This window comes from Micromonospora sp. WMMD812 (assembly GCF_027497215.1).
GTDB lineage: Bacteria > Actinomycetota > Actinomycetes > Mycobacteriales > Micromonosporaceae > Micromonospora.
Genome location: NZ_CP114904.1, coordinates 6885573 through 6898446, shown reverse-complemented (window position 1 = coordinate 6898446; position 12874 = coordinate 6885573). Strand labels below are relative to the sequence as shown.

At 68.6% G+C, this 12874-nt stretch carries 9 protein-coding genes and 1 pseudogene; 1 reads left to right on the top strand and 9 read right to left on the bottom strand.

What is annotated here, in order from left to right; all coding sequences use genetic code 11:
* Positions 1–3 precede the first annotated feature (3 nt).
* Genes O7603_RS31805 through O7603_RS31785 form a run of 5 tightly spaced genes read right to left on the bottom strand, consistent with a single transcriptional unit; the run spans position 4 to position 4129 of the window.
* Entirely contained in the window at positions 4–201 is a 198-nt protein-coding gene (locus O7603_RS31805) for a hypothetical protein (protein ID WP_281573401.1), read from the bottom strand.
* 21 nt (positions 202–222) lie between these two features.
* Positions 223–1662, bottom strand: a complete 1440-nt coding sequence (locus O7603_RS31800) for a LuxR family transcriptional regulator (RefSeq protein WP_281573400.1) — start codon at positions 1660–1662, stop codon at positions 223–225.
* Between the two features lie 9 nt (positions 1663–1671).
* Entirely contained in the window at positions 1672–2409 is a 738-nt protein-coding gene (locus O7603_RS31795) for a hypothetical protein (protein WP_281573399.1), read from the bottom strand.
* 34 nt (positions 2410–2443) lie between these two features.
* Positions 2444–2881: an AAA family ATPase gene (locus O7603_RS31790; RefSeq protein ID WP_281573398.1), complete on the bottom strand. Its 438-nt coding sequence runs from the start codon at positions 2879–2881 to the stop codon at positions 2444–2446.
* A 30-nt stretch (positions 2882–2911) separates the two neighbouring features.
* Positions 2912–4129: a low temperature requirement protein A gene (locus tag O7603_RS31785; protein ID WP_281573397.1), complete on the bottom strand. Its 1218-nt coding sequence runs from the start codon at positions 4127–4129 to the stop codon at positions 2912–2914.
* Positions 4130–4580: 451 nt separating this feature from the next.
* Between O7603_RS31785 and O7603_RS31780 the strand changes: the two genes are divergently transcribed.
* Positions 4581–5576 (top strand): hypothetical protein, encoded by a 996-nt coding sequence (locus O7603_RS31780; protein ID WP_281573396.1) that lies wholly within the window; start codon positions 4581–4583, stop codon positions 5574–5576.
* A 128-nt stretch (positions 5577–5704) separates the two neighbouring features.
* Here the strand turns inward: O7603_RS31780 and O7603_RS31775 are convergent, their stop codons facing one another.
* The 4 genes and pseudogenes from O7603_RS31775 to O7603_RS31760 all read right to left on the bottom strand — a co-directional run bounded on the left by O7603_RS31775 (position 5705) and on the right by O7603_RS31760 (position 12780).
* Positions 5705–5896, bottom strand: a complete 192-nt coding sequence (locus O7603_RS31775; protein WP_281573395.1) for a hypothetical protein — start codon at positions 5894–5896, stop codon at positions 5705–5707.
* Positions 5897–6034: 138 nt separating this feature from the next.
* Positions 6035–7210, bottom strand: a complete 1176-nt coding sequence (locus O7603_RS31770; RefSeq protein WP_281573394.1) for a glycoside hydrolase family 3 N-terminal domain-containing protein — start codon at positions 7208–7210, stop codon at positions 6035–6037.
* Positions 7211–7339: 129 nt separating this feature from the next.
* Positions 7340–11245 (bottom strand): annotated as a pseudogene (locus O7603_RS31765) (discoidin domain-containing protein); the annotation flags it as partial.
* 611 nt (positions 11246–11856) lie between these two features.
* The gene (locus O7603_RS31760) at positions 11857–12780 is read right to left on the bottom strand and encodes an NADP-dependent oxidoreductase (RefSeq protein ID WP_281573392.1); all 924 of its coding nucleotides are present in this window, start codon (positions 12778–12780) and stop codon (positions 11857–11859) included.
* Positions 12781–12874: the final 94 nt, after the last annotated feature.

Below are 12874 nucleotides of genomic sequence, written 5' to 3'. Positions count from 1 at the left end.
GGCCTACAGGGGCTGGTAGGGGTCGTGGCTCTCGTGGTCGTCGACACCGTCGGCACCGTCGGCGTCGCGGGCGTCGCGGGCGCCGCGGGCGTCGGAGGCGTCGGAGGCGTCGGAGGCGCTGAAGCGTGGCTCGCGCGACAGCTCGAGTGCTGGCTGGTCCTCGGTGACGGAGTCGTCACGCGCGACAGGTCGCTCAGGCATGCATCGCCCTGGGGCTATGAATCATGGAGTCATGCTCTGGGCGACGAGTGACCTTAGCTGTCCAGCGGATACGTCATTTTCATGACGAGACATCGAGGGAGTCCTCTTCTGCGAACACTCCGGCCTCCACTGCCTTGCCGCGAGCGCGGTCCGGGAGGACACCTTCAGCTTGCGCATCGCCGCACGCAGCTGTTGATCCACCGTGGTCGGCGACTTGGCCAGGATCCGGCTGATCTCGCGGTTCGTCTTGCCGGCGACGACCAGCTGGACCACGTCGAGCTCGCGAGGTGAGAGCTGGTCGCCGTACCCTCGTCGGCCGCCGCGCCACAATCGCGGGACCTCGGCGCCGTGTTCGCGAAGCCGCTGTGCGACACGGTCCGCATCGCCGCGGGCGCCGAGCCGGAACAGGTGCTCGTACTGCGCGGCCAGCAGCTCTCGGCCTTGTTCGATCTGGCCCTGATGAGCGCCTCGGCTTGACGCTCGCGGGCGAGCATGGCGTCGTAGGGGCGCGGCAGCGCGCTCCAGGCGCGCGCCGCCCGCTCGTATGCCGTCGCCGCGCGCGCGTGGTCTCCGGCTTTGGCGAGCAGCAGGGCGCGGCATACGGTGAGGGCGGCGCGAGGCGCAGGCGCCGTGCGGCCACGCAGTCCTCTGGCGAACTGGTCGCCCAGGCGTGTCGCCGCGGCGCATAGCCACGGCGAGGTGTTCCTCCGCGTCGGCGTACCGACCCCAGATCAGTGCGCCGGTCCCGACATTCGCGTGGATGCGGGCCACGTCGAGACGCTCCGCCGAGGTCGCGCCGTCGATGGGCAGGCCGGCGACGACGTCCCAGGCCTCCTCTTCGCCGAGCATGAGCAACGCCGCGGCTCGGTTGCCGGCCAGGTTCAACCGCTCAGCGGGAGAATCGAACTCGGCGGTCAGCTCGCCGGCGCGATCCAGCCAACGCCGATGAGTCGACGCCGGCCACGGTCCCGCATAGGCCCATCCCAGATAGGTCATGGCCCGAGCCGCCTCGACCGGGTCATGGTCGAGGTTGGCCACCGCCTGCTCCAGCTCGCTGAGTGCGGCCTGCGCCTCACCCCCGGTGATGAGGAGCCGACCCAGGGGGTTGCGGATCTCGGCCTGCTGGCGGGCGGAGAGACCGGGGGTCTCCAGCACCGAGCGCAAGGTACGGATCACGCGGTGGTAGACCTCGTCGACCGGTTCACGACGGCCCAGTGCGGCTACTCCGGCGATGCGCGCGACTCGGGCCCGATCCGCCGGCGGCAACACAGCCCACGACAACAGATCGACCAGCAAATCGACCGCCTTGGTGTGGTCACCCGAGGCCATGGCCAGCTCGGCACCCTGCTCGGCGTACCGCGCCCAGGACTGCGTCTCGCCCGCCTCACGGAAGTGGCGGGCGAGGCGTGCGACAGGCGGCGGATGGATGTCCTCCAGCGCCCGGCCGGCCAGCAGGTGCAAGTGCCTGCGCTAGGTCAACGGGATCGCTTCGTAGACAGCCGTGGCGGCCAGCACATGCCGGAACCGCCACCGGTCGCGGTCGTCTCCGTCCAGGACGCCGGCATCGGCCGCCTCCGCGACAGCGCCTCGACACGCAGCTGGTGACAGACCGGCGGTCATCGCGATCGTGGCCGCCGATGACCGCTCAGCCAACGTGGCCGCGGCTCGCAACCCCTGCTGCGACAGACGGCCCACCCGCTCCCGGGTGGAGTCGCGCACCGTCGGCGGCACCTGCAGCTCGCGCAACTTCAGCCGGACCCACTGCCCGTCGCGGAAGACGAGGTCGGCGCGGTCGCACATGAGGCGAACCGACTCCTCCAACGCCAGCGGAACGCCGCCGGTCCGCTCGTGCATGAACGCCGTGAACTCCTGCGAAATCGGGTTGCCGTCCAGCATCGAGGACACCAGCGCTGCCGTGTCGCTGGGCCGCATCGGCGCCAGGGCGATCCTCAGCTGGGTCACGCCAGCGGGCAACCGGGACGTCAGCCGCAGCAACAGCGACCCGACGTCCACCTCCTCCGGCCGATAGGAGATCACGAGGCTTGGCCCGTCCGATTGCTGCCGGGAGGTGACGAACAGCAGGAACTCCAAGGTCACCTCGTCGGCCCAGTGAGCGTCCTCGAGCACGAGAACGTCGACACGCAGAGCCCGGAGCAGCTCGTCCAGCGCGCGGAACAGGCGATGCCGCGCCGCCTTCGCATCGTCCAAAGGCGGCAATGCGGGCGGCAGGTCCGAGGACCACTCAGGGAACAGGGGCCCGTAACGCACCGGCGAGCTCGGTGAGCCGCAAGCGCGACACCGGCCGATCGATCCCACGGAACGCGTCGACGATCGGCCCCAACGTCAGCGACTCGCGAAGCGGTGGGCACACCGAGACCAAGGCGGTGCGCTGGTCCGGCGCGGCCAACCACTCTCGCAGCAGTCGGCTCTTGCCGATCCCTGCCTCACCCTCCACCAGCACGATCGCCGGTGGCCGGGCCAAGGCGCCCCGGAGCGCCGCCATCTCCCGATCACGACCCACGAAATGCGGCGTAGAAACCGTCGGTGAAGTCCGGTCGTCCTCGGCGAGGGGTCGAGCATGCGTGATGATCTCGCTTTTCGCTGCTCGGGCGCAAGTACATCGCGGCGACTCGCGTTGCGGGATCATCGAGGCGCCGTGCCAAGAGGTGACCGTCTTCAAGCTCAATCATCCCGCCGCTGCCCTCCCCTGTTAGGCGGACGGGGACGGGGCCTCCGGTGGCTGGCCGGCGGCGCGTCGAGCGTCCGCAACGGCGACCCCGAGCAGCACGACCGCAGCGACAATGGCCGCGAGTAGCGGTGGGCCGAACAACAGCGGCGGCGCCAGCAGGACCAGAACGCCGATACCGACGAGCCGGCGCACGGCGAGCCGGTTGAAGACGACCCGTTCCAGCCGACTACGACCGAACAGGAAGAGCGCCGGCCCGCCGAGGATGACCACGAGCCAGGCCGGTTTGGAGGGCCCGGACGGATGCGCCAACACGATCTCTGAGCCAGCCGCGGCCACGGTGATGCCAAGCACCATGAGCAGATGGGCCACGCCGACGATCCCGCCGGCAGCCGCCCGGTTCGACGACAGCTCGACCGCCTCGGCCAGCACCTGGCCCGCGCGATAGAAGTAGATCCGCCACATCAGCACGGACGTCATGAATGTGACCACCAGGGCCGCCTTCGCGGCGAGCGTGGCGGGGTTGTTGGCGTAGGCGAGGCCGATGGACAGCACCGTCTCGCCGAGCGCGATCAACAAAAGTTGCTGGTAGCGCTCGGGGAGGTATCGGCTGCTCGCCATCGCCCACGCGCTGGTCGGTGGTCGGCCCATGCCGGGTACCGGCCATCTGATCCGCGCCACGACCATGTCCACGGTGATGGCGATCGACCAAAGGGCCAACCGGTGGTTTCCGCCCATCGCCGCCCCGGCCAGCCAGATGACGCCCGAGATGCTGGCCCAGATGGCCAGGCGGGTGTAGAGCGCCCGTACCTTCTCGTGCTCCCGTAACAACGGCCGCAGCACCAAGGGACGTCCGATGTGCAGCACCACGTACACCACGGCGAAGTCGGCGCCGCGTTGCTCGAACTGGTACAGGGACGTCGCCATGATCAGCAGGCCGAACGCGCTGACCAGGACCAGCAGCTGAATCCAGCGGTTGCGGTAGTCGAACCGGCTGGTGACGTACGCCGTGGTCGTCCACAGCCACAGCAACGGCAGGGCCAGAACGACCGTGTACAGCAGCGACAGCCAGCGCGCGCCCACGTTGTCGGAGAGAAGGTCCGGAACCATCCGGCTGACGACCCCGACCAGGGCGAAGACCAACACCAGGTCGAAGAACAGCTCCAGGAAGCTGGCCTGCTGGGCGTCCTCCTCGCCGCGCATGATCCCCCCGGTCTGCGCCGGCTCCGATGCACGCCCCATCCGCCCATGGTCGCCGGAGGATTGTCGCGCGCGCACCGATTTCGCCCGTTTCATCGACCGGCGGCGACGGGTCAGTGGTGGCGCGAGCCAGGCACGGATGGCACCTGCGCCGATCCGCCGACATTTGTCGGCGCCCAGACGAGTAGCGAGCGGATCTCCTCGTCGGGCAGTCGGCAGGCCGTCCAGCCTTCCGGGACGGGGACCCGGGGCGGCGGCCGGGGTCTGGTGGTGACGGGCGACGACCAGGCGGTTGCCGAGGTCCGGTGCAGGGCCGTGACCGTCCCGACGATCCGCAAGCCAGCCGTCAGCACGGCAGCGGCTCACGCACATCCCATGTCGTTGGCTGTCGGCTTGACGACATCACGCTGGACGCCCGTGCCCGCCAGGCGCACGTTGCTCAGTGCACGATCCGTACACGCGGGCGCGCTCCCTGCGGTCGAGGGGCATCGAGATGTCCGACGTTGAGGTGAAATCCTACCGCTACCTGCGAACGACGATGGTCGCTCTGCTGCTGGGTCTAGGAGCAGCGGTCGTGTACCACAGCCTGCAAGCGGGCGCTTTCCTCGCGTCCGTTAGCGCCTACTACTACACCCCTGCGCAGGCAATGTTCGTCGGCGCCCTCATCGCCCTCGGCGCCTGCATGATCGCTCTGAAGGGTACGAACGAGGTAGAAGACGTATTCCTCAACCTCGGGGGCATGCTTGCGGCCGTCGTCGCGATCGTCCCCACGTCACGCGGCGCGGACCATAGGACGGCGGTTCGTGCCTGCGAGCAGGCAGACAGTCCGGTGCTCGACAAGCTGGACTGCCCCACGGTCCGGGCGTTGGCCGAGGCGACCAGGGCAAACGTCGAGAACAGCACGGTGGCTCTGCTGTTCGTGGGCGCGCTAGCTCTCCTCGCCGCCGTACTCTTCTACTCGTTCAAGGACCGGCGGACGCCTGGGGCGAAGTTCCCTCGGTGGGCATTCGTCGCGACGGTGGTCGTGTACGGGGGCTGGGCCGGTGCTTTCGCGGCGTCTAAGGCCTGGTTCATTGATAACGCCCACTTCATTGCCGCCGTCGGTCTGCTGGCGTGCATCATCGTCGTGGCAGTGGCCAACGCACTTCGGCGCGACCCGGGACGGCAGGAAACTCTCAACGCCGTTCCCGGCGCGCTAGCCCGATCCAGGGACTTCTACGCATGGTTCGCGCGGGTCCTGCTAGGGGCTGCCGGCGTAGGCATTCTGCTTTGGCTTGTCGACTGGATCAGCCTGTTCCTGCTCGAGATCGTCGTCGCCGCGTTCTTTGCCGTGTTCTGGATGGTGCAGACCATCGAACGGTGGCGCGACGAGCCCGGGCCCGATGGCGGTGCTCCTCGAGAGCTGCCGCCCAGTAACGCGCAACGGTCCGGCCCAGGGCAGCCGCGATCTGACCACGACCAAACTGACCGGACAGTTGGCCGCGCTTAGCCTCGATCATTCACGGTTGACGCCGGTACCGTCCGCCCGGCAGATCTGACCGCTGCTGATATGCGGCGCTGGTGCTGGCATCGTGGAGGTGTAGCGCGGCGGTCATGAAGCGATGCGGTTCAGCTCGGTCAGCGCCTCTGGGGCAGGGCCAGGGCACCGGCGGAGAAGTCTTCGCGCTTGTGCGTAACGGATGAGGCACCGGGGAGGTGCAGGATGTTCGGGGAGCGCTGGAGCAGCCACGCCAGCGCGACGGCCATCCGTGTGGTGTCGACGCGGGTGGCGAAGGCGTTCAGTTCCCGGGCTGCAGCGGGGAGAACCACCGCAACCGCGTGATCGACGGTGGCTGCCTTCGTTCTCGCGGCGCATCACCCTGCAGTTCAGCACGGTCAACGTCCCCGGCCGGCGTATTGGAGGCCGTGCGACACCTGGTATCACCGGTGCTGCCCGGCGCCGGACGGTCAGCGTTTTGGACGCAGCGAATCGACCCGGTCGACGGACTGGTCGATGCGAGCCTCGGTGAGCTGGCCTCGACGGATCAGTGAAACCACCGTGTCCAACGTCTTGTCGACGACGTTCGGGTCATACACCTGCTGGTTGGCGAAGACGAGGAGGTCGACACCCGCTTGCAGCGCCAGGTGGACCGCCTCTGCGGAGCCGAAGCGGCGGGTGATGGCTACGGCCTGCATGTCGTCGGTGACCACTGGCCCCTGCCAGCCAAGATCACCGCGGAGCAGGTTCGTCACCACCGCCTGCGACAGAGACGCCGGCCGGTCCGGGTCCAGCTGCTTGTTCAGCACGTGCGCGGCCATCACCGAGTCCGCGAGGCCAGTCTCGATCAGTCGTCGAAACGGCTCCAGCTCGATCGGCCGCCACGTGTCGCCGACATCGACGACCTCGAAGTCGGTGTTGCCGGCGGCGCTGCCGGAACCCGGAAAGTGCTTCAGCACGGTCTTCACCCCGGCAGCCCGATGGACCCGGATCTCCTCGGTGGCGTTGCTGACCACCACGTCGGGATTGGCCGAGAAGCTACGGTCCAGTTTCCCGATCGCCCGGCTCTCGGGGTTGACGTTCAGGTCCACAACTGGCGTGTAGTTGAGGTTGACACCGATCCGGGTGAGGCTCGCGACAAGCCCTCGCGCCCAATCACGTGTCGCCGTAAGAGAGTTCTCCGCGCCGATCTCGGCCTGCGACTTCGTTGCCGGGAAGCCGTTGCTGGGGTTGAGCCGGGTCGTTCGGCCCCCTTCCTGATCGATCGACACGATGAGCCGGCCCGGCGAGGCGCCCTTGAGGTCATTGATCAGAGCGGTGACCTGTTGCGGAGAGCGGATGTTGCGCTCGGACTTGGTCTCCAGGTCGCGGTCGAACAGAATTACCCCACCGAGACCCGCTCGGATGGCCCTGACAATCCAGTCGTTGTGATTCACGCGGTCTCCGCGGAAGCCCACGACCAACAGGCTGGCGATCTTCCGCCGGAGCGCCGTCTCATCCGCCCGCCCGGCGGGGGGCCGAACGGCGCCGCTGGTCGGCGCCGACGTGGGCACGGCCGCTTGGCCGGTGCAGGCAGTGAGCGCGGCCACAGCGGCCGAACCAGCTCCGGTGAGCAGCAGCCGGCGAGGCAGGCGCACCCTGTTCACACCCCGCACGCTATGGGCCAGCACTCGTCGGGGAGATGCGAACGCGTAGGCCTCACTCGTTCGATGCCGCGGGGCGCCATCGCACTCAGTCGGTTCGCGCGACAGGAAGTCGCACATTGGAATTCAGGTTTACGAGTAGGCCTCCAGCTCGTAGATGCGGGCCGCGGGATCGCTGGTCTGCGTCGGCGTCGTGACGTTGAGCCGGACGTAGCGGCCGACCGCGGTCACATCGTGGGTAGTAACGTTCGCCGTGTTCGCGGCCACGGTCACGGCCCTTGTCCACGTAGTGCCGTCACCGCTCACCTCGATGGTGAACGCGCGCGTGTTGAACCTCGTGGACTCGCCACCGGCGCCAGCATGACGCACCACGAACCGACTGATGTTCGCCGTGGACCCGAGATCAACGCGCAGCCACTTACCGGCGCCCGTGGAACACCACTTGTCCGACAAGCCGCCGGTCCAGCCACCGTTGACAGCCTTCCCCGGCCCCTCGGCCGGCGCGCACTGGCTGTCCCCGGACGCGGGCTTGTTCAACGCCAGATTGACGTCCGGCTGCGGCGACCCGACCCCGCCGTACGCCTCCAGCTCGTAGATGCGGGCCGCGGGATCGCTGGTCTGCGTCGGCGTCGTGACGTTGAGCCGGACGTAGCGGCCGACCGCGGTCACATCGTGGGTAGTAACGTTCGCCGTGTTCGCGGCCACGGTCACGGCCCTTGTCCACGTAGTGCCGTCACCGCTCACCTCGATGGTGAACGCGCGCGTGTTGAACCTCGTGGACTCGCCACCGGCGCCAGCATGACGCACCACGAACCGACTGATGTTCGCCGTGGACCCGAGATCAACGCGCAGCCACTTACCGGCGCCCGTGGAACACCACTTGTCCGACAAGCCGCCGGTCCAGCCACCGTTGACAGCCTTCCCCGGCCCCTCGGCCGGCGCGCACTGGCTGTCCCCGGACGCGGGCTTGTTCAACGCCAGATTGACGTCCGGCTGCGGCGACCCGACCCCGCCGTACGCCTCCAGCTCGTAGATGCGGGCCGCGGGATCGCTGGTCTGCGTCGGCGTCGTGACGTTGAGCCGGACGTAGCGGCCGACCGCGGTCACATCGTGGGTAGTAACGTTCGCCGTGTTCGCGGCCACGGTCACGGCCCTTGTCCACGTAGTGCCGTCACCGCTCACCTCGATGGTGAACGCGCGCGTGTTGAACCTCGTGGACTCGCCACCGGCGCCAGCATGACGCACCACGAACCGACTGATGTTCGCCGTGGACCCGAGATCAACGCGCAGCCACTTACCGGCGCCCGTGGAACACCACTTGTCCGACAAGCCGCCGGTCCAGCCACCGTTGACAGCCTTCCCCGGCCCCTCGGCCGGCGCGCACTGGCTGTCCCCGGACGCGGGCTTGTTCAACGCCAGATTGACGTCCGGCTGCGGCGACCCGACCCCGCCGTACGCCTCCAGCTCGTAGATGCGGGCCGCGGGATCGCTGGTCTGCGTCGGCGTCGTGACGTTGAGCCGGACGTAGCGGCCGACCGCGGTCACATCGTGGGTAGTAACGTTCGCCGTGTTCGCGGCCACGGTCACGGCCCTTGTCCACGTAGTGCCGTCACCGCTCACCTCGATGGTGAACGCGCGCGTGTTGAACCTCGTGGACTCGCCACCGGCGCCAGCATGACGCACCACGAACCGACTGATGTTCGCCGTGGACCCGAGATCAACGCGCAGCCACTTACCGGCGCCCGTGGAACACCACTTGTCCGACAAGCCGCCGGTCCAGCCACCGTTGACAGCCTTCCCCGGCCCCTCGGCCGGCGCGCACTGGCTGTCCCCGGACGCGGGCTTGTTCAACGCCAGATTGGCGTCTGGCTGCCCGGTGTAGGTCGCCGTGTAGGTGGTCGCCGACGTGGGCGCGGTAATAACCTGCGACGGGTCTCCACCGTCGTCCCATCTGGCGAACGTGTACGTGCTACCACCTAGGCGCTGTGGCGACGGCGCCGACACGCTGTTCGTCGAACCCTCGATGACCGTGCGCGCGAACGGCGTCGCCTGCGACGACGACCCGACGGTCAGCTGCAGTCCGAGCGGGCGGCTCGTGAAGGTGAGCTGCACCGTTCGCGGATCGAGCCGGCGGACGACGCTGTGCGTCACGTTGTCCGCGTCCGTCGCGACGAGCTCGAGTTCCAGGTAGGACGGGTACTCGTGGTCCGGTGCGACGAAAGATCCGCTCGCGACGCCCGTCCAGTCCTGTAGGAAGTGGGCATGGCAGTTGCCCGGCGCGGAGCAGTGCTGCATGCGCAGGTGCCACGTCAGGGCCGACGTCGGCAGCGTGCCCTGCTGCGCGTCGGTGGCGTGCCCGGAGAAATTGATCGTCTGGCCGACCCGCCAGGTCGTCCCCATGGTCGGAGTATCGATAACCGCCATCGGCGCGTCGTTGCCCGGGGTTATGGTGACCGTGGCCGTATCGATGGCTCCGAGCGTGTCGGTGACGGTCAGCCTGGCCGTGTGTGTTCCGGCGGCAGTGTAGGTGAACGTCGGGCTCGGCGCGGTTGAGTCGGTCGTTCCGTCGTTGGTGAAGTCCCATTGGTAGGTCAGGTGCCCGTCGTCGGCCGGGTCAGGGTCGGTCGAGCCGGTCGCGTGGAAGGCGACCGTCAACGGTGCCGGACCACGGGTAGGCGCCGCGTTGATCACGGCGGTCGGGGGCTGGTTGCCCGGGAAGTACCGGATCCGCCGGATCGTCCCGCCGGGGTCAATGTAGTAGAGCTCGCCGCCCGGTCCGACCTCAAGGTCGACGGGGCTGGCGACGCCCGATCCGAACGTGATGATGTTGGACGGGCTCGGCAGGCCGCCCGGCGTCGACGGCAGCATCGCCCAGATACATTTTCGCGAGTAGTCGGCGAAGAAAGCCGCACCACGGTACGCGGCGGGGTAGGGCCCACCGCCGGTCGGGTAGAACGCGACCCCGGTCGAGGATGAGACGCCGGTGGGGCAGGCCTCTCCCGGCACCAGTTGGCTGCTGTGATTCCACGCGACGTAGGGGGCGGCGACCGCCCCGGCGCCTGCGGCGTACAGGTCCTCGCACACGGCGAGATTCGCGCTGTCGTACCCGGGCTGCCGCGGCGTGCCCTCATAACAGGGCCAGCCGAAGTTGGTCACCCCCGCGGTGGGGTTGACCAGGCGGTTGATCTCCTCCCACGCGGTCCAGCCGGTCTCCGAGATCCACACCTCGTTGGTGCCCGGGCGCATCGTCAGCCGGAACGGGTTGCGTAGACCGTGCGCGACGATCCGGCGTGCGTTGGGGTCCGCCGAGCCGATCAGCGGGTTGTCGGCAGCAGCGGCGCCGGTTGTCGGGTCCAGCCGCAGCACCGCGCCGTCGAGCGTAGTCGGGTCGGACGTGGTGCGCAGGTCCTGCGTACGCAACGCGCCGCCCTGCGCATTCGGCGGGCTCATCGCACCGCCGGGCGGATCGTTGCACGGGTTGAGCGACCCGACCTGCTGCCCGTAGTCGACCGCGCCGAAGCTGGCCCCGTCTCCCCCCGTGACGTAGAGCATGCCGTCCGCGCCGAACCCGACGTCGCCAACGGAGTGGCTGGGAAACTGTTGGCACCAGTCGTGGATGAGCACCTGCTCGCTGCCGGTCATCACGTTGCCCGCGGCCTGCAGCTTGGACAGGCGCCCGGTGACGACGCAGCGTCCGCCGTTGGCGCCACCGCTGACCCCTGAGCAGTCGTCGCGGTAGACCGGTGCGGTCTGCCCCGGCGGCGCGTCGTAGGTGTAGAGGACGTACACCCACGGGCTGGTGGGAAAGTTCGGCGGCAGCGCGAGCCCGAGCAGGCCGCGATCCCACATGTTGTGCACGTTGGTCGACAGATCGGCGAACACGGCCGGTGTGGTGTCGGCGAGGTCGTCGAAGACCTTGATTCGGCCACCCTTTTCGGCGACGAAAACCCGGCCGTCGGGAGAGAACTCCAGGTCGGTCGGCTCGGAGAGCCCGCTGAACACGATCTGCTCCTGGAACCCCGACGGCAGCGCGGCTGCGGCGGCCGGAGCCTCGGTCACCGGTCCGAGCGCACCGGTGACCATCGCACCAATGAGAACGGACCTCGTGATCCACCGTCGCGACATGGAGCCTCCTCAAGCCGCACGGAAACCGCCGCAGAAAAGGTATCTATGAATCAAGTTCGGTGTCGAGGCTCTGTTGTACGCCTGGGTGGGCACTTCGCTACGTTGACAACTTTGCCGGCCTGCGCCCACTCCGCTCCCAATGCAAGGCTCAACACCACACCGGTTCTTATCGCCCTGAGCTGCTCAGACTCCCCCACCAGGCGATATAGGAAGCGGTCGACGTCGGTTCAGAGTCATCGAGCACTGCTTGGGAACAGGACGCCGCGCCCTCTCCAATCCAGGCAGACGTGGAGCTGCAGCGCGGGGTGCAGACGCATACGCCCGATGTGGATGAACCCCGGGCAACCGCGCTGCGATGGTCCTGCTTCGGCATTGCCGCTCCGGCGAGTATCCGCCTGCGCAGGCCTCGCCGCCGCCAGCACGCAGTTCGTTCGCCAACGGGCGGAATGCGGAGGTCGAGGAAACCATCGGTCGCCGTGCCGGCGATCAGTACACCGGCGGCGATCCGCACACTGATCACATACTTACTGTTCGTCGGCGACCTGAATGATCGTCTTGCCGGGCATGCGGCGGCGGCGGGCGAACGCGGAGACCGTTTCGGAAAGCGGCCGTACGGCGCCGACGATGGGGTTGAGCCGTCCGGCCCGCACGCGCTCGGCGAGGTCGGTCAGCCGGGCGCGATCAGGTTCGACGACGAAGAAGATGGCTCGTCCGTCCTTGGGCTGCACGGTAGGTGGCACGGCGATGGTGACGACGGTGCCGCCCGGGCGTACCAGTTCGGTCGATCGCGCGAGGATGTCGCCGCCGATGACGTCGAACACCACGTCCACCTCGCCGACGTTCTGCAGACCGTCGGCGTCCAGGTCGAGGAACGCGTGCGCGCCGAGGCCGAGCGCGACATCACGGTCGTCAGCTCGGCCGGTGCCGATCACGCGGGCGCCCACCTCCCGCGCGAGTTGAACGGCGATCGAGCCGACGCCGCCCGCGGCGCCGTGAATGAGGACGGTCTGGCCGGTCCTGAGGTGGGCGTGGTCGAACAGCCCCTGCCATGCGGTCAGTCCGGAAATGGGCAGCGCGGCGGCCACGGTGTGGTCGATGTCGGCCGCGAGGGGGGCGAGGTTACGAGCCTCCACCGCGGTGTACTCGGCCAGGGACCCGTTGCGCGCCCAGTCGGTCAGCCCGAACACGCGCTGGCCCACGGTGAGACCGGTGGTTCCATAGCCGAGCTCAACGACGGTGCCGGACAGCTCGTGCCCGGGGATGGTCGGTGTACGGTCGCGGCCGGCGCGATCGGTCCAGGTAGCCGGCCAGTCGAGCTCGCCGGGTGTGAAGCCCGCGGCGTGGACACGCACGATGACGTCGTTTTCCGCGGCGTGGGGGTAGGGCATGTCGGTCAGGGTGAGGCCGTCGACACCTGCGTCACGGTCCTGGGCGGTGATCGCTCGCATGCTCTGATCCTTTCAAGATTTTTCGTCGGTATGGGGTGGTTGTGGGCCACCGCGTAGGGTCCGCCGCGCTCATGGTGCCGGCTTCCGGCCGGGC